The sequence below is a fragment of the Sphingomonas sp. Tas61C01 genome (assembly GCF_052567495.1).
On the sequence record NZ_CP199583.1, the window covers coordinates 838,029 to 854,120 of the forward strand.

Annotated in this window: 19 protein-coding genes; 13 read left to right on the forward strand and 6 right to left on the reverse strand. The window is 68.6% G+C overall.

The annotated features are described in order from the left end of the window. The first annotated feature begins 28 nt into the window (after positions 1-28). From motA to ACT009_RS03970, 13 genes are read left to right on the forward strand one after another with little or no spacing between them, the layout of a single operon-like run. Positions 29-913 (forward strand): flagellar motor stator protein MotA, encoded by an 885-nt coding sequence (gene motA, locus ACT009_RS03910; RefSeq protein WP_445194005.1) that lies wholly within the window; start codon positions 29-31, stop codon positions 911-913. Then, positions 888-1,220, forward strand: coding sequence for an STAS domain-containing protein (locus tag ACT009_RS03915; RefSeq protein ID WP_445193063.1), 333 nt, complete (start codon positions 888-890; stop codon positions 1,218-1,220). The genes motA and ACT009_RS03915 overlap by 26 nt, the downstream gene beginning before the upstream one ends. Next, entirely contained in the window at positions 1,217-1,582 is a 366-nt protein-coding gene (locus ACT009_RS03920; RefSeq protein WP_445193064.1) for a response regulator, read from the forward strand. The genes ACT009_RS03915 and ACT009_RS03920 overlap by 4 nt, the downstream gene beginning before the upstream one ends. Continuing rightward, entirely contained in the window at positions 1,579-3,762 is a 2,184-nt protein-coding gene (locus tag ACT009_RS03925) for a chemotaxis protein CheA (RefSeq protein ID WP_445193065.1), read from the forward strand. Before ACT009_RS03920 ends, ACT009_RS03925 begins: the two co-directional genes overlap by 4 nt. Then, a complete protein-coding gene (locus ACT009_RS03930) occupies positions 3,759-4,259 on the forward strand; it encodes a chemotaxis protein CheW (protein ID WP_445193066.1) in 501 nt (166 codons plus the stop codon). The genes ACT009_RS03925 and ACT009_RS03930 overlap by 4 nt, the downstream gene beginning before the upstream one ends. Then, complete coding sequence (locus ACT009_RS03935; protein WP_445193067.1) at positions 4,256-5,119, forward strand: CheR family methyltransferase; 864 nt, start codon at positions 4,256-4,258, stop codon at positions 5,117-5,119. The genes ACT009_RS03930 and ACT009_RS03935 overlap by 4 nt, the downstream gene beginning before the upstream one ends. Then, a complete protein-coding gene (locus ACT009_RS03940) occupies positions 5,116-6,153 on the forward strand; it encodes a protein-glutamate methylesterase/protein-glutamine glutaminase (protein ID WP_445193068.1) in 1,038 nt (345 codons plus the stop codon). The genes ACT009_RS03935 and ACT009_RS03940 overlap by 4 nt, the downstream gene beginning before the upstream one ends. A gap of 1 nt (position 6,154) precedes the next feature. Next, positions 6,155-6,544, forward strand: coding sequence for a response regulator (locus ACT009_RS03945; protein WP_445193069.1), 390 nt, complete (start codon positions 6,155-6,157; stop codon positions 6,542-6,544). A gap of 4 nt (positions 6,545-6,548) precedes the next feature. Continuing rightward, positions 6,549-7,073: a chemotaxis protein CheD gene (locus tag ACT009_RS03950; protein ID WP_445193070.1), complete on the forward strand. Its 525-nt coding sequence runs from the start codon at positions 6,549-6,551 to the stop codon at positions 7,071-7,073. Between the two features lie 38 nt (positions 7,074-7,111). Continuing rightward, a complete protein-coding gene (locus ACT009_RS03955) occupies positions 7,112-7,405 on the forward strand; it encodes a hypothetical protein (RefSeq protein ID WP_445193071.1) in 294 nt (97 codons plus the stop codon). A gap of 4 nt (positions 7,406-7,409) precedes the next feature. Next, positions 7,410-8,291, forward strand: coding sequence for a flagellar motor protein MotB (locus ACT009_RS03960; RefSeq protein ID WP_445193072.1), 882 nt, complete (start codon positions 7,410-7,412; stop codon positions 8,289-8,291). 7 nt (positions 8,292-8,298) lie between these two features. Continuing rightward, the gene (locus ACT009_RS03965) at positions 8,299-8,730 is read left to right on the forward strand and encodes a hypothetical protein (RefSeq protein ID WP_445193073.1); all 432 of its coding nucleotides are present in this window, start codon (positions 8,299-8,301) and stop codon (positions 8,728-8,730) included. Further along, a complete protein-coding gene (locus ACT009_RS03970; RefSeq protein ID WP_445193074.1) occupies positions 8,730-9,386 on the forward strand; it encodes a PilZ domain-containing protein in 657 nt (218 codons plus the stop codon). The genes ACT009_RS03965 and ACT009_RS03970 overlap by 1 nt, the downstream gene beginning before the upstream one ends. A gap of 24 nt (positions 9,387-9,410) precedes the next feature. On the opposite strand, the gene ACT009_RS03975 is transcribed toward ACT009_RS03970, so the two are convergent. The 6 genes from ACT009_RS03975 to ACT009_RS04000 form a co-directional block, all read right to left on the reverse strand. Further along, the gene (locus ACT009_RS03975; RefSeq protein WP_445193075.1) at positions 9,411-11,273 is read right to left on the reverse strand and encodes an acetyl/propionyl/methylcrotonyl-CoA carboxylase subunit alpha; all 1,863 of its coding nucleotides are present in this window, start codon (positions 11,271-11,273) and stop codon (positions 9,411-9,413) included. An 81-nt stretch (positions 11,274-11,354) separates the two neighbouring features. Then, a complete protein-coding gene (locus ACT009_RS03980) occupies positions 11,355-11,831 on the reverse strand; it encodes a DUF4440 domain-containing protein (protein ID WP_445193076.1) in 477 nt (158 codons plus the stop codon). Positions 11,832-11,949: 118 nt separating this feature from the next. Next, positions 11,950-12,378 (reverse strand): Hpt domain-containing protein, encoded by a 429-nt coding sequence (locus ACT009_RS03985; RefSeq protein WP_445193077.1) that lies wholly within the window; start codon positions 12,376-12,378, stop codon positions 11,950-11,952. An 84-nt stretch (positions 12,379-12,462) separates the two neighbouring features. Next, a complete protein-coding gene (der, locus tag ACT009_RS03990; RefSeq protein ID WP_445193078.1) occupies positions 12,463-13,833 on the reverse strand; it encodes a ribosome biogenesis GTPase Der in 1,371 nt (456 codons plus the stop codon). A gap of 214 nt (positions 13,834-14,047) precedes the next feature. Continuing rightward, entirely contained in the window at positions 14,048-15,373 is a 1,326-nt protein-coding gene (locus tag ACT009_RS03995; protein WP_445193079.1) for an outer membrane protein assembly factor BamB family protein, read from the reverse strand. Beyond that, the gene (locus ACT009_RS04000; RefSeq protein ID WP_445193080.1) at positions 15,370-16,071 is read right to left on the reverse strand and encodes a tetratricopeptide repeat protein; all 702 of its coding nucleotides are present in this window, start codon (positions 16,069-16,071) and stop codon (positions 15,370-15,372) included. The genes ACT009_RS03995 and ACT009_RS04000 overlap by 4 nt, the downstream gene beginning before the upstream one ends. Between the last annotated feature and the right edge of the window lie 21 nt (positions 16,072-16,092).

Here is a 16,092-nt window from a genome sequence, read left to right on the forward strand (position 1 = left end):
GCTCGATCCGGAGGACAGCCTTTTTACCATGTTGAACGGTGTCGGCCTCCTGATCATCCTCTTGTGCGTGTTCGGCAGCTTCATGTGGTCGGGCGGCAAGATGGATATCGTGCTGCACGCCTTGCCGCACGAGATGCTGGCGATCGCGGGCGCTGCGATCGGGGCGTTCGTGGTCAGCAATTCGATGGCGACGATCAAGCTCGCGGGCAAGGGATTGCTGCGCTCGTTCAAGGGCGGGCGTTGGACCGATGCGGATTACCGCGACCTGCTCACCCTGCTCTATTCGCTGCTGTCGACCTTCAAGAAGAAGGGCGCGATCGGGATCGAGCCGCATCTCGACGTGCCCAAGGAAAGCCCGATCTTCTCGCGCTATCCGCGGCTGCTCGCGGATCATCACCTCGTCGATTTCATCTGCGATTACCTGCGGATGATGACGATGAACTTCGAGGATCCGCACCAGATCGCAGAGGCGATGGAGAACGACATCGACAAGCATCATCACGAGGAGCTCGCGCCCCAGCACGCGCTCCAGCAGATGGCCGACGGGCTGCCCGCGATCGGCATCGTTGCCGCGGTGCTCGGCGTGATCAAGACGATGGGATCGATCGACCAGCCGACCGAGGTGCTCGGCGCGATGATCGGCGGGGCGCTGATGGGTACGTTCCTGGGCGTGCTGCTGGCCTACTGCCTGGTCGGTCCGCTCGCGGCCAAGCTGCTCGAGACGATCGATGCCGACGGCAAGGCGTTCGCGGTCGTGAAGGCCGCGATCGTCGCCCACGCCCAGGGCATTCCCACCCAGGTCGCGATCGAGATCGCCCGGCGCGCCGCGCCGTCCGCCAAGTCCCCGACCTTCCAGCAACTCGAGACCGTTATCGAGGAGGCCAAGAATGAACTCTCTGCCGTTCCCGCCTGAAGCCGAGCGCGACGACGAGCGCTCGCTCCGCCTCCCCGCGCATTGCACCACCGTGACCGCGGAGGAGACCCGCGTCCGGCTGGTCCTCGCCGCCGATCTCGACGGCGCGATGGAGGTCGATGCCTCGGAGGTCGAGAGCATCGGCCAGGCGACGCTCCAGCTGCTCGTCGCCGCCCGTATCGAGGCGACGGCCAACGGCCAGCGCTTCGCGATCATCGATCCCAGCCAGGCCTTCACCGATCGCGTGAACGGCTGCCGCCTCGCCGACGCGATCGGCCTCGACCTTCGGAAGGACATCCAAGCGTGAGCAAGATGATACTCACCGTCGACGATTCTGCGAGCATGCGAATGCTGCTGAAGGCGTCGCTGACCGCGCAGGGCTTCCGCATCGAAGCCGCGAACGACGGCCGCCACGGGCTCGAACGGATGTACGAGGTCAAGCCCGACCTGCTGATCACCGACATCAACATGCCCGAGATGGACGGCTTCGAGCTGATCGAGGCGGTCCGCGCGCGGCCCGAGTTCCGCGGCGTGCCGATCCTGGTGCTGTCGACCGAATTTTCGGAAGAGAAGAAGACGCGGGCGCGCGTCGCCGGCGCCACCGGCTGGATCACCAAGCCGTTCGACGCCATCAAGCTGGGGACGGCGATCCGTCGGGTGTGCCCATGAGCGAGGAACTCGACGATATCCAGGCGATCTTCTTCGAAGAATGCGCCGAGGGATTGGTCACCGCGGAAGCGGGCTTGTCGGCGATGGATGCGGGCGACGTGTCGCCCAAGGTCATCGCCGGCGTGTTCCGCGCGGTCCATTCGATCAAGGGCGGTGCGGGCGCGTTCGGGCATGCGGCGCTGACCGCGTTCTCGCACCGGTTCGAAAACGTCCTGGACGAGGTTCGCGCCGAGCGGATCGCGCCGACCGCCGGCGTCACCAAGGTGATGCTCGCGGCGTTCGACATCCTGTCGGATCACGTCGCCGCGGCCAAGGGCATCGCCGCCCTGCCGCAGGACGGGCCGGTGCTCGAGGCGCTCGACCAGATCCTGAAGACCGGCGGCGCGCCCGATGTCGGCGCGGCCCCTGCCGCGGCCCCGCCCCCGCCCCCTGCGCCTGCGCCTGCGCCGATCGCGGCGGCGGACGCCGATCCGTTCGGCTTCGAACCCGTCGCCGCAGTGGTCGAGATCGATGAGTTCGGGTTCGAGCCTGTCGGCGTTGCGCTCGAGGCGCTGGACGAGGCACCGATCGGCAATTGGACGGTGCGCTTCAGGCCATCCGACGCCGCGCTCGCCAACGGCGCCGAGCCGCTGCTGACGGTGCGCGAGATCGAGCGGCTGGGCGGATCGATCACGGCGGTCGATCTGAGCAGCCTGCCGCCGCTGCGCGATCTGGAACCCGAGCACAGCTATGTCGGCTGGACGTTCGAGGTGCCGGGCACCGTCGAGGAAGCCGCGATCGCGGATTGCTTCGACTTCGTGCCGCCCGATTCGATCGTCGCGATCCAGCGCATGGGCCTGCCCGCGCCGGTCGTGGAGGAAGCGGTGGCGCCGTCCGCCCCGGTCGCGGCGCTCCCGCCGCCGCCGGCCGCCAGCACTCCCGCAGCCGCGCCGCCCCCGCGCCCGACGCCCGACGCGCCGACCGGCGACGTCGCGCGCGTGCCGGACGCGGCCGCACAGACGATCCGCGTCGATCTGGTCAAGCTCGACATGCTGCTGAACCTGGTCGGCGAGCTGGTGATCCGCGGATCGATCCTCGCCGATCGGCTCAGCCCCAAGGATCAGGAGCGCGTCGAGCTGCCGCAACTGTCGCGGCTGACCCGCGAGATCCAGGACACGGTCATGTCGCTGCGCGCGCAGCCAATCAAACAGGCGTTCAGCCGCGTACCGCGAATGCTGCGCGATCTGTCGGTCGAGACCGGCAAGCAGGTCATCCTCGAAACCAGTGGCGAGACCACCGAGGTCGACAAGGGCGTGATCGAGAAGATCGGCGACCCGCTGACCCACATGATCCGCAACGCGATGGATCACGGCATCGAGAGCCCCGAACGCCGCGCCGCCGCGGGCAAGCCGGCGGAGGGCACGATCAAGCTGTCGGCCGAGCAGAAGGGCGCGCGGATCTTCGTCCGGGTCGCCGACGACGGCGGCGGGATCGATCGCCAGCGTGTGCTCGCCAAGGCGATCGAAAAGGGCATCGTCGCCGCCGACGTGACCCTGACCAACGAGGAGATCGACCAGCTGATCTGCGCGCCGGGCTTCTCGACCGCGGAGACAATATCGAACATCTCGGGGCGCGGCGTGGGCATGGACGTGGTCCGCTCCAACGTCGAGGCGCTGGGCGGCCGGGTCGAGATCACGTCGGTGCCGGGCAAGGGCACGACCTTTACGATGATCCTGCCGCTGACGCTCGCGATCCTAGAGGGCATGATCGTGCGGCTGGCGGGGCAGCGCTTCGTGCTGCCGCTCGCCAACGTGGTCGAGACGGTCCAGCCCGAACCCGGCCAGGTCCGCCCGACCAGCACCACCGGCGAGGTGATCGAACTGCGCGGCAACTACCTGCCCGTGCGACGGCTGACCCGCACCTTCGGGCTCGGCGACAACGACACCTCCGCGCCCGAAGAGTCGCTGGTGATCATCGTCGAGAGCGAGACCGCGGGCCATGTCGGGCTGATGGTCGACACCATCGACGATCGCCGCGAGGTGGTGATCAAGAGCCTCGACAAGAACCTCCACCCGATCCGCGGGCTGGGCGGCGCGACCATCCTCGGCGACGGATCGATCGCGCTGATCCTCGACATCGAAGCCTTGGTCGCGCCCGCTGCGCCGCCGCTACGCCACATCACGAAAGGAATGGCCGCATGAGCACCATCGACAGCCCCGGCGAGCGCAAGATCGTCACCTTCTCGCTCGGCGAGCAGATCTTCGGGATCAACATGTCCTCGCTGATCGAGATCCGCGAATGGGACGAGCCCACCCCGCTGCCCGGCGTGCCGAGCTTCATCAAGGGCGTCACCAACCTGCGCGGCACCGTCGTGCCGGTGGTGTGCCTGGCCGAACGGCTCGGCTGGCCACCCAGCGTGATCCATGCGCGATCGTGCATCCTGGTCGTCAACATCGTCGGCAAGCAGGCGGGCTTCCTGGTCGACGAGGTCGCCGACATCGTGCTGATCCAGGACAGCGAGATCCGCCCTGCCCCCGACGTCGAGATCGGCGAGCCGAGCGTCATCGCGGGGCTGGTCAAGACCACCACCCGCGCCGGCGAGGGTGCCGCCGCGCACACCGACGACGACGGCATCATGGTGCTGCTGCTCGATCTCGATGCGCTGAGCCTGACGCCGAGCCTGGACATCGCCGCGTGACCACCGCCGGTGCTGTGGTGGACCAGCCGGGCGTCGCACAACTTGGCGACCCGGAATTCGCGGCGATCGCCGCGATCATGCAGAGCGATGCGCGGATCCACCTCACCGACATCAAGAAGACGCTGGTCCATGGGCGGTTGTCGCGCCGTCTGCGGATGCACGGCATCGCGACCTGCCGCGATTACGTGCGGATGGTGCAGTCGGATCCGGTCGAGCGCGGCGAGATGGTCGTCGCGCTGACCACCAACCACACGCATTTCTTCCGTGAGAACCACCATTTCGAACATTTCCGCAGCGCGGTGATGCCGGCGCTGAAGACCCAGGCACGCACCCGCCCGGTCAGGATCTGGTCGGCCGGCTGTTCGAGCGGCGAGGAGGTCTACACGATCGCGATGTGCCTGCTCGGCGAGGATCGCACCGCGGCGTCGTGGTTGCGCAGCGCCGACGTCAAGCTGCTCGCCACCGATCTCGCGCCGCACGTGGTCGAGAGCGTCCGCCGCGCGACCTATGCCGACACCACCGTCGCAGCGATCCCGCCGGCGTATCGCAACGCCTGGGTCCACCCCGTGGGCAGCGAGTTCGAGATCGCGCCGCAGGCGCGCGAGCTGGTGACCGCGCGGGTGCTCAACCTGTTCGACGCGTGGCCGATGAAGCAGCGCTACGACGTGATCTTCTGCCGCAACGTCATGATCTATTTCGACGACCGCGCGAAGGAGGAGCTGGAGCATCGCTTCATCGACATGCTCGTCCCCGGCGGGCACCTCTATATCGGCCATTCCGAACGCCTGATCGGCGCTGCCGCCCGGGTGATGGAGGGCTGCGGCCAGACCATCTACGTCAAGCGCGGGGGCGCGGCGTGACCGGACGCATCCGTACGCTCATCGTCGACGACAGCGCCTCGATTCGCGCGGTGCTGGCGCGCATCCTGTCCGCCGATCCCGAGATCGAGGTCGTCGGACAGGCGCCGGAGCCGCATACCGCGCGGCAGATGATCAAGGATCTCGAGCCCGACGTCATCACCCTCGACGTCGAAATGCCGGGCATGGACGGGCTGTCGTTCCTGGAACGGATCATGCGCCTTCGGCCGATGCCGGTGGTGATGTGTTCGACCCTGACCGCGAAGGGCGCGGCGGTGACGATCGAGGCGCTGCGCCTGGGTGCGGTCGATTGCATCGCCAAGCCGTCGGGCAACGCCGACGACCTGCTCCGCGACGCGGCGCTGCTGCGATCGACGGTGAAGGCGGCGGCACGGTCGTCGGTGCGCGCGACCGCCACGGCCATCACGACCCCGGTGACAATGCCTGCCGGCGCGCGCGAGGACGCGGTCGTCGCGATCGGATCGTCGACCGGCGGGGTGGAGGCGCTGTTCTCGCTGCTCGGCGCGCTGCCCGCGGATTGCCCGCCGATCCTGATCGTCCAGCACATGCCCGCGGCGTTCACCGGCAGCTTCGCGGCGCGGCTCGACCGCGAATGCCAGCTCCGCGTGAAGGAAGCCACCGACGGCAGCCCAATCGAGCGCGGGACCGTCTATATTGCACCAGGGAGCGACACGCACATGACGCTCCTCGGTGGCCCCTCCGGGGCGCTGCGGCTCACCCGCGGCGATCCGGTCGGCGGTCACCGGCCCTCGGTCGACGTGCTGTTCCGGTCGGTCGCGAAACGCGGCGCCGCGGCGGTGGGCGCGATCCTCACGGGCATGGGCTGCGACGGGGCGGAGGGGTTGCTGGCGATGCGCCAGGCCGGCGCGCGGACCTTCGGCCAGTCGCAGGAAAGCTGCGTGGTCTACGGCATGCCGCGCGCGGCGAAGACGATCGGCGCGGTGGAGCGCGAACTGAGTCTGTCGGCGCTGCCGGGAGCCATCCTGGCTGCCTGCGGCAAGAAACTGGGGAACTGAGATGCCGGCTGCTTCTGCGATCAAGGTGATGGTTGTCGACGATCAGGCCAGCATGAGGGCGATGATCCGCCGTTCGCTGCAGGATCTCGGCTTCCGCGACGTCCGCGACAAGGGCGCTGCGACGGAGGCGCTCGCGTCGATCAAGAGCGACCGGGTCCACCTGATCATCTCCGACTTCAACATGCCCGAGATGGATGGGCTCGAACTGCTGAAGGCGGTCCGCGAGGATCCCGTGATCGGCAAGACCGTGTTCATCATGCTCACCGGCTCGTCCGATCGTGATCTCGTTCAGAAGGCGGCGGCGCTCGGCGTGAACAACTATCTGGTCAAGCCGTTCGCGCCCGCCGCGCTGAAGGACAAGATCGAGCGCGTCTTCGGCGAGCTTTCCTGACGCGATGCGCCGCATCTCGATCATCCAGGGCGATCACGTCGCGCTCGGCGAGCCGAACACCGTGATCACGACGCTGCTCGGATCGTGCATCGCGGTGTGCCTGCACGACGCGGTCGCGCATGTCGGCGGCATGAACCATTTCCTGCTCGGCCAGCCCGAAGAAGGCGCGAAGCTCGGCAGCTACGACATGCAGCGCTACGGCGTCCATGCGATGGAGTTGCTGATCAACGCGATGATGGCGCAGGGCGCCGCGCGCGACCGGCTGCGGGCGCACATCTATGGCGGAGCGACGATCGTGGCGGGACTCGGCGGCATCGGCACCGAGAACGCCGCCTTTGCCAGGCGCTTCATCGAGACCGAAGGGATCGCGATCGGCCATGTCGACGTCGGCGGCAGCCGCGCCCGCAAGGTCGAATTCCTACCCTATGACGGCAAGGCGCGCGCACAACTCGTCGCGCAGGCCGTACCGCTGATCGCCACCCCCAAGCCGACGCCGATCCATGCCGACGGCGAGCTGGAATTGTTCTGAGCCGTCCCCCGCCCCTCTTGCCGAAGAAGCGCGTCACCATGCCCAATTCACAACCGCTCGCCGCCCTGCTGCAAAGCGCCATCGCGGACGAGTTGCGCCACATCAGCGACCTGCTCGAACGGCTCGCCGAGGTGCTGGTCGGCGACGAGCATTTCGCGAGCAAGTATCTCGATCAGCTTCAGGCGTTCGACCTGCTGGTCCAGTGCACCCATGAAAGCGCAGCGGTGCTCGACCGGCTGTCGGCGGGCGATTGCGCGCACGATGCGGTCGCGCCGGTACGGCTGGGGCATATCCAGGACCGGCTGCGCGCCGCGCTGGCGCAGGCGGCGTAGCACCATGGCCGCCCGCGCCAACCAACGCCCGATCGTGATCCGCCGCGTCAAGAAGATCGCGGGCGGGCATCATGGCGGCGCGTGGAAGGTGGCCTATGCCGATTTCGTCACCGCGATGATGGCGTTCTTCATGCTGCTCTGGCTGATCAGCAACCCCGACAAGCAACGCAAGAAGGGGCTGGCCGAATATTTCTCGCCCTCCACCTCGACCTCGATCACTGCGCCCGGCGAACCGGTGTCGTCGGCCAAGGGCATCGGCGGCATGCCCGGCGCCGGCGGACAGACCCGGCGCGCGCAATCGGACAGCCAAGTGCCCGCCGCGGGCGAGCCGGCGATGGAATCGGCGACCGCGGGCACGTCGCGGGGTGGCACCGCGACGATCCCCGACGCGTCGCTGCGGGTGCTGGCGCAGGAGATGCGGGTGGCGATCGACAGCACCCCGCCCGACGACGACGGCAAGCGAACGGTGAAGGTCGAAAGCGAGCGCGACGGCTTGCGGATCGTGCTGATGGACAGCGCGCGGCGGTCGCTGTTCCGCACCGGCACCGCGCAGCTCAACCCGTTCGCGCAGGCGATGCTCGCCGGGCTGGCGACGAAGCTGGCGCGGTCGGACGCGCAGATCGCGATCGAGGGGCACACCGACGGCGACGGGCGGCAGAGCGGCAACGACGCCAATTGGCGGCTGTCGGGGGACCGCGCGATCGCCGCCCGCAGCGCGCTGATCGCCGCGGGGCTCCCGGCCGGGCGTTTCGCCGAGCTGGTCGCGCTCGCCGACACCCGGCCGCTCTACCCGAACCAGCCGGGCCGGCCCGAGAATCGGCGCATCACCATCATCGCCAAGGGCGCGGCCCCTGCGCTGCCCAGCGATGCGAGCTTCCGGTTCTGACCCGGCGATGAAGCGCCTCGTCCTCCTTCCCGTGCTGCTCGCGGCGGGGCTCGGCAGTGGCGCCGCGGGTGCGTTCGCGCTGCGGCTGCTCAAACCGCCTGCCGCGGAGGCCGCGCCGCCCGCGCCGGTGCTGGCGTTCGTCGCGGTGCCCAAGGTGCTCGCGCCGCTGGTGATGGCCGATGGCCGGCTGGCGGGATATGTTTCGTTCGATCTCGGGCTCGAGGTGGAGGCCGACCAGGTCGCCACGGTCACCCAGCAGCTGCCGATGCTGCTCCACGCGATCAACATGCGCACCTATAGGATGCCGCTGGCCGCGGGGCCCGACGGCCTGCTGCCCGACGTCGACGGGCTGCGCGCGGTGGCTCTCGCCGCCGCTCCCGAAGCGTTCGGTCGCGGCGTGGTGCGCCGCGTCGCGATCACCAGAGCGGAGCCCGCTTGATGAACGACATGCACAACCATCCATCCCACCACCCGAATCCGTCCGGTGACGACGCCGCCGCGGGCGGGCGGCACCGGCGCGGCGAAGTTCGGCTGACCACGATCCTCCTCGTCGGCCGGGTGATCGCGGCGTCGGGCGATTATCTCTGCCGGATCCGTAATGTCGCGCCCGGCGGCATGATGATCGATTGCGACGTACCGTTCCAGCCCGGCGAGCGAGTGTGTGTCGAATTCCGCAACGGCAGCGCGGTCGATGTCATCGTGGTATGGGCGGAGGACGGGCGCTTCGGCGCCAAGTTCGACGCGGAGATCCCGGTCGACGCGCTGCTCCACCCGCCCGCCGGGATCGCGGGCAGCCTGGCACGCACCCCGCGCCTGTCCGCGACCTGCACCGTGCTCATCTGGCACGATGGGCAGATGAGCCCCGCGCAGCTCCAGGACGTGTCGCAGACCGGGTGCCGGATCGATCTGTCGTCGCATACGCCCATGACTGGCGACGTCCGCATCTCGATCCCCGGCCTGCCGCCACGCCATGCGACGCTGCGCTGGGCGAAGGACCACCGGCTCGGCTTCGCGTTCCACGAGATGCTGTCCTATGCCGACCTCGCGGCGTGGCAGCGGCAGTTGCACCTGCGCTTCGCGGGACGGGGGGAGTAGCGGCGCCCGCAGCCCCACGAGCAGTCACTCGCCCGCGAGTGGTGCCTCTCCCGATGCCACGATCCGCGACAGGGTCGCGCCTTCGGACACCTGCCCACCGACGATGGCCGTGAGATCCTCGACCACGCCGTTGAACGGCGCGACGAGGCTGTGTTCCATCTTCATCGCCTCCAGCGTGACCAGCTTCTGGCCCTTGATAACGCTGTCGCCGACGCTCACGTCGACCGCGATGATCCGCCCCGGCATCGGCGACAGGATCGCGCCGTCAGCGGCGGCACCCGCGGCGACGCCGGTCGCGCGCCAGCGGCGCAGCTCCCACACCTGCCCGCCCTCGGCGATCAGCACGCTGTCCGCTTCGGCGAGTTCGCCCGGATCGGCATCGGTGAAGTCGATCGTCACCGGCTCGCCGTCGAGCAGGAAGCTGCCCGACAGCCGCGGCGACGCATTGAGGCGGAAGCCCGGCACCAGCCCCGGCATCGCCAGCGACGCGGCGGCATCGATCAGCGCCTCCTCGGTCGGCTGCACCGGCGGCATCAGCGCATCGCCCTCGCGCGCGATCAGCCCGGTGTCGAGCGTGCCCGCCACGAAGGCGGGGTGATCGAGCGCCTCCACGAGGAACCCGGCATTGGATCGCACCGGCCAGACCACCGCCGCGTCGAGCGCATCGGCCAGCGTCTCGCGGGCGTCCTCGCGGGTCTCGCCCCAGGCGATCACCTTGGCGATCATCGGATCATAGAAGGGCGAGATCTCCGCGCCCTGCTGGACCCCGGTATCGACCCGCGTCGCGTCGCCGAGATCGAACAGGTCGAGCCGCCCGATCGACGGCAGGAACCCCTTGGCGGGATCCTCTGCATAGAGCCGCGCCTCCATCGCCCAGCCGTCGATCGCGAGATCGGTCTGGGTAAGCGGCAATTGTTCGCCGCTCGCAACGCGCAGCTGCCATTCGACCAGGTCCTGCCCGGTGATCTCCTCCGTGACCGGATGTTCGACCTGTAGCCGGGTATTCATCTCCATGAACCAGATACGATCGGCGCGGAGCCCGTCGCTGGCATCGGCGATGAACTCGATCGTGCCCGCACCGACATAGTCGACCGCCTGCGCCGCCTTCACCGCCGCCGCGCACACCGCCTCGCGGGTCGCCGGGTCCATCCCCGGCGCCGGCGCCTCCTCGATCACCTTCTGATGACGGCGCTGGAGCGAACAATCGCGTTCGAACAGATGGACGACGTTGCCGTGGCGGTCGCCGAACACCTGCACCTCGATATGACGCGGGGACAGGATGTACTTTTCGATCAGCACGCGGTCGTCGCCGAACGACGACGCCGCCTCGCGCCGGCACGATCCCAGCGCGTCGGCGAAGTCCGCGGCGTCGTCGACCCGGCGCATGCCCTTGCCGCCCCCGCCGGCGACCGCCTTGATCAGCACCGGATAGCCGATCGCGTCGGCCTCGCGTTGTAGCCGGTCGGGCGACTGGTCCGCCCCGAGATAGCCCGGCGTGACCGGCACCCCCGCGGCGATCATCCGTTCCTTCGCCGCATCCTTCAGCCCCATCGCGCGGATGCTCGACGGATCGGGGCCGACCCAGACCAGCCCGGCGTCGAGCACGCTCTGCGCGAAGTCGGCGTTCTCGCTGAGGAAGCCGTAGCCCGGATGGATCGCGGCGGCGCCGGTCTCGCGCGCCGCGGCGATGATGCGGTCGCCGACCAGATAGCTTTCGCGCGCCGGGCTCGCGCCGATATGCACCGCCTCGTCGGCCTGGCGGACGTGCAGCGCCTGCGCGTCCGCATCGGAATAGACCGCGACAGTGCGGATGCCGAGCGCGCGCGCGGTGCGGATGATCCGGCAGGCGATCTCGCCGCGGTTGGCGATCAGGAGCGAATCGATCATGCCCGCGTCCGCGAATGTTGAATAAGTTGAAGGTGGGTCATGCCCTCATCTAGGCCCAAGCAGCGCCGTAGGACAGCCTCGTCAGGCGCCGCAACCGGTGGTCCGCGACGACCAGGTGATGTTCTGGATCTTCCAGCTGCCATTTTCGCGAACCATGTCGAAATGATCATAGCCGCAGTGGACGACCTTGCCGTTCATCAGGAAATCGTAGCGGCCCCAGATCATCGCGATGTCGCCGTCGATCTCGACCGCGGGAGTGTACATCCGCTCCTCGAACCGCTCGGGGCCGGGCTTGAAGCTCGCCAGCATCGCCTCGCGTGACATATGGCTTATCGTACGCGTGCCATCCGACTTCTCGTTGGCGACGGTGGCGGTCGCATCGTTCCGCATCGTCGCGCCGACCGCGGCGGCATCGCGCGCGGCGATCCCGCGGAACAGCGCATCGACGACCGCGAGCGGCGCACTCTCCTCGCTGACCGGCGGCGGCAGCGCGGTGCCCTTCACGATGGGGGCGACCGACGTGATCTGCAAAGCGAGGGCAAGGACGATCGGGGTCATGGGCGCGCTCCGTGGCATTTCGCATCATGCGGTGCCGAGCGCTAGAAGTTCAGGACTGACAGCTTACTGTCAAGCGACCACTCCCGCGTGTTCCTGCGAACGCAGGAGCACGGGGCGCTCAGAAGCTGGCGGTCTTGCGGCCGAAGCCGCCGCCCTGCGGTTTGCGTGCCACCAGCGGGTTGGCCTCGCGTTCCAGCAGCGCCAGGGTTTCCGCGAACAGCGGGCGCAGCTTGACGACGTGTTCCAGCGCATGTTCGCAGGTATCCTGGAACTCGACGCAATCGCGCGCGGTCGTCTCGATCTGTTCGGCGAGGGTCGCGAGCGGTTCGGCGCCGAACTGGCGTGCCTCGCCCTTCAGCGTGTGCGCGGGAATCACCAGCGCCGCGGCGCTGCCGACGCGCATCGCCTGCTCGATCGCGGCGACCGACTTGACGCCGTCTTCGCGGAAATAACCGAGGATCCGCACAAAGCCCGCGCCCAGTTCGCTACGCGCCTGGGCATAGGCCGTCCAATCCACCAACGTGCTGCCTTCGAACGACACTGCCATCTCCCTGCGCCGCAGACTGATCCGCGAAGGTATGGCCGAAGCATTAGTCCTGATCAGTAAACACGACGTTGCCAACGTCGCCGATCATTTTGGATCGAAGGGATTTTTGGCAGCGCGCAGCGACAGCCGCACGGGAACCGCGCCGAAGCCGAGTTCACGCCGCATCGAATTGACCAGATAGCGTTCGTAGCTCGCGGGCAGTTGATCGACGCGGGTACCGAAGATCACGAAGCTCGGCGGCCGCGTCTTCACCTGGGTGACGTAGCGCATCTTGATCCGCCTGCCGCCGGGCGCGGGCGGCGGATTGGCCTCGATCGCGCGTTCGAACCAGCGGTTGAGCTCGCCGGTGCCGACCCGCTTGGACCACGCCTCGCGGGTGTCGAACGCGGCCTGGATCACCTGGTCGATGCCCTTGCCGGTCGCTGCCGAGACGGTGAGCACGGTAACGCCCTTCACCTGGCTGAGCCCGTCCTCGAGTGCTTTCTTGACGCCGTTGAACAGCGACGAGGCGTTTTCGGCGACGTCCCATTTGTTGAGCGCGATGATCAGCGCGCGGCCTTCCTCCAGCACCCGGTCGGCGATCCGCAGGTCCTGCGCCTCCAGCCCCAGCGTCGCGTCGAGCAGCAGCACCACCACTTCGGCGAAGTCGACCGCGTGGAGCGCGTCGGCGACCGACAGTTTCTCCAGCTTGTCCTGCACCTTGGCGCGCTTGCGCATGCCCGCGGTGTCGATCAGCCGCACCTGCCGCGCCTCGCCGCCCGCGGGCTCCCACAGCCAGTCGATCGCGATCGAATCGCGGGTGATGCCGGCTTCCGGGCCGGTGATCATCCGCTCCTCGCCGAGCATGCGATTGACCAGCGTAGACTTGCCGGCGTTGGGCCGGCCGACGATCGCGAGCTTCAGCGGCGCGTCGGGGCGCTCGTCATCCTCTTCCTCGACGATGTCGTCGTCGCCGCGATCGAGGTACGGTAGCAGCGCCTCGAACAGGTCGGCGAGCCCCTCGCCATGCTCGGCGGAGAATTGCACCGGATCGCCGAAGCCGAGCGATAAGGATTCGAGGATGCCCTGTTCGCCCGCGCGACCCTCCGCCTTGTTGGCGAGCAGGATCACCGGCGCGTCCGCGGTCCGCAACCAGCGCGCGATCTCCTCGTCGAGCGGGACGATCCCGGCGCGAGAATCGAACATGAAGAGCGCGACGTCGGCCTGCGCGACCGCGGCCTCGGTCTGCTGGCGCATTCGGCCAGGCAGCGACTGTGCGTCGTGATCCTCGTACCCCGCGGTGTCGACGATGCGAAAATCGATGCCGAGCAGATGCGCATCGCCTTCGCGGCGATCCCGGGTGACGCCCGGCCGATCGTCGACGAGCGCGAGTTTCTTGCCGACGAGACGATTGAAGAGCGTCGACTTGCCGACGTTGGGACGACCGACGATCGCGACGATAGGGAGACGGGACATGCCGGCGTCTTAGAAGAGGCGGGGGGATAAGGGAATGGAGGTGTATTGCTAGGCGCTGAGACTCACCTCACGCTCACCGGAGCACGGCCATCGAGTCCTACCATTCGTCACCCCGGACGGGGAGGCGGCGAGGCGCCTGCGTTCGTGGCGCTCCCCTCCACCATCCGGCCGCGCCGGGCAGTCCCCCCTCCCCGCGGTGCGGGAAGGAAACGGCTTACCGATATGCCGCGATCCGCCCCTTCTGGCTGACGGTGTAGATCGTCGACTTGGCGACGATCGGCGGCAGCGCGAAGGATTCCTTCGCGTCGACCGTAGACAGCACGCTGCCGTCGCTCGGCGAGGCGAAGACGATGCCGCCGAGCGAATTGGTCAGCACCAGCCGGTTGCCCGCGAGCACCGGGCCGAACCAGGTGACCTGATTGCCCTTGTTCTTCTTGGCGTTCTTGAAGCGCTGCAGCTGCGCGATCCAGCGCGCCTTGCCGTTGGCGCGCGACAGGCAGACGAGACGCGCGTCGTCGGTGACGACGAACAGCCATTCACCCGCGATCCACGGGGTCGAGATCCCCGCGAAATTCTGTTCCCAGATCCGCTGGCCGGTCGACAGGTCGAGCGCGACCATGCGGCCGCCCTGCCCGACCGCGTAGACGCGGCCCTGATCGATCACCGGATCGGCGTCGATATCCGACAGGCTCGACACCGAGGTCGTGATCGAGGTGCGCGACAGCGCGTCGCCCCAGAGCACGCGGCCGTTCTCGTAGCGATAGGCGCTGAGTTCGCCGCTCGAGAAGCCGGCGACGATCGAGCCCTGGCTCGCGGCGGGCGCGGCGACGCCGAACACGCCCTGCGTCTCCAGCGTGCCCGATTGCGCCCACTGGGTCTTGCCATCGGCCTGCGAGAGCGCGAACAGCTGGTTGTCCTGGCTGAGCACGTAGAGCGAGCCGTTGGCGACGGTCGGCGCGCCGCGCAGCGGGCCACCGGGCTTGGTGCGCCAGATCTCCTTGCCGTCGGCGGCGTTGAACGCGACCACGTCGCCGAGGCCGTCGGTGGCGTAGACCTTGCCGTCGTCGTAGCTTACCCCGCCGCCGAAGCGCGAACCGCGGTTTTCCTTGGCGGGCGCCATCTCCGTCTTCCAGAGCGCCGCGCCGGTATCGGCGGCGAAGGCATGGACGGTGGCGGTCACGTCGACGATGAACAGCTTGTTGTCCGCGACCACCGGTGCGGCGCCGAGCCGCTCGCGGTCCGATCCACCATCGACGGTCGCGGTCCAGGCGCGGACCGGCGACGCGCCGAGCGCGAGCTGGCCCATCGACTTGGCGGAGTTGCCGCCCGACTGCGCCCAGCTGTCGTTCTCGGCGGGCGCGGGCAGCGTCACCTGGATGTCGGCGATGGTCTTATCGGCCTGGACGCCGTTCTCCGACACCAGGATCGGGATGCGCTCGCCGACCGTCGGGGTCTTCTTCTGCCCACCCTTGAAGATACCGCATGCGCTGAGGGCCATCAGCGCGGCGATCGCCACGCTGGCCCGGTACTTAGTCGTCATTGCGCTTTGCTTCCCTCGTTCGGCGCGATCGCGTCGACACCCAGTACGCCCGCCATCTGAACCGCGCGTTGACGGATCGTATCGGGCACATCGTCGTTCCGCGCGATCTGGCCGAACAGCGCGCCGGCAAGGTCGCGGCGGTTCATGCGCAGGTGCGCCATCGCGACCATCTCGCCGGCGCTGCCGAACCAGGCGTTGCCGGGGACCGCAAGCGGCCGCAGGCGCTCGATCACCACCTGGGGCTTCAACCCGTCATACTCGGCGGAGGTCTGGCGGATCAGCGCCAGATCGCGGAACGGCTGCGCGACCGAGGTATCCGCGGCGACCTCCGCGAACTTTGCGGCGGCGCCCTTCAGGTCGTTCTTCTGCAGCGCGATGTCGGCCTGGGTAAACTTGGCGAGCGCGCGATAGCCGTCCCGCTTCGACGCGGCGATATCGGCCAGCGGCGCGGCGGCGGCGGTCGGGTTGTTCGCCCCCAGCTTCGCGAACGCGGCCTGGAGCTTCTCGCCCTCGATACCGGCGGCCTGTTCGGTGCGGTGCTGCGCGTAGAGGAACGCGCCGAACGCGGCGAGGCCGACGACGATCGCGACGATCACCCAGCGACCCCACCGTTCCCAGAAGGTCGCGAGCTGATCGCGACGCAGTTCCTCGTCGACTTCGCGCAGAAATGCTTCGTTGGTGTTCGGCGGGAGGGCCAAGAAATACTCCGGGAGTTCGGG

Coding starts and splice junctions, on each gene's coding strand:
- motA (WP_445194005.1), top strand. CDS start 29: ATGTTGAACGGTGTCGGCCTCCTGATCATCCTCTTGTGCGTGTTCGGC.
- ACT009_RS03915 (WP_445193063.1), top strand. CDS start 888: ATGAACTCTCTGCCGTTCCCGCCTGAAGCCGAGCGCGACGACGAGCGC.
- ACT009_RS03925 (WP_445193065.1), top strand. CDS start 1,579: ATGAGCGAGGAACTCGACGATATCCAGGCGATCTTCTTCGAAGAATGC.
- ACT009_RS03930 (WP_445193066.1), top strand. CDS start 3,759: ATGAGCACCATCGACAGCCCCGGCGAGCGCAAGATCGTCACCTTCTCG.
- ACT009_RS03945 (WP_445193069.1), top strand. CDS start 6,155: ATGCCGGCTGCTTCTGCGATCAAGGTGATGGTTGTCGACGATCAGGCC.
- ACT009_RS03950 (WP_445193070.1), top strand. CDS start 6,549: ATGCGCCGCATCTCGATCATCCAGGGCGATCACGTCGCGCTCGGCGAG.
- ACT009_RS03955 (WP_445193071.1), top strand. CDS start 7,112: ATGCCCAATTCACAACCGCTCGCCGCCCTGCTGCAAAGCGCCATCGCG.
- ACT009_RS03960 (WP_445193072.1), top strand. CDS start 7,410: ATGGCCGCCCGCGCCAACCAACGCCCGATCGTGATCCGCCGCGTCAAG.
- ACT009_RS03965 (WP_445193073.1), top strand. CDS start 8,299: ATGAAGCGCCTCGTCCTCCTTCCCGTGCTGCTCGCGGCGGGGCTCGGC.
- ACT009_RS03970 (WP_445193074.1), top strand. CDS start 8,730: ATGAACGACATGCACAACCATCCATCCCACCACCCGAATCCGTCCGGT.
- ACT009_RS03975 (WP_445193075.1), bottom strand. CDS start 11,273: ATGATCGATTCGCTCCTGATCGCCAACCGCGGCGAGATCGCCTGCCGG.
- ACT009_RS03980 (WP_445193076.1), bottom strand. CDS start 11,831: ATGACCCCGATCGTCCTTGCCCTCGCTTTGCAGATCACGTCGGTCGCC.
- ACT009_RS03985 (WP_445193077.1), bottom strand. CDS start 12,378: ATGGCAGTGTCGTTCGAAGGCAGCACGTTGGTGGATTGGACGGCCTAT.
- der (WP_445193078.1), bottom strand. CDS start 13,833: ATGTCCCGTCTCCCTATCGTCGCGATCGTCGGTCGTCCCAACGTCGGC.
- ACT009_RS03995 (WP_445193079.1), bottom strand. CDS start 15,373: ATGACGACTAAGTACCGGGCCAGCGTGGCGATCGCCGCGCTGATGGCC.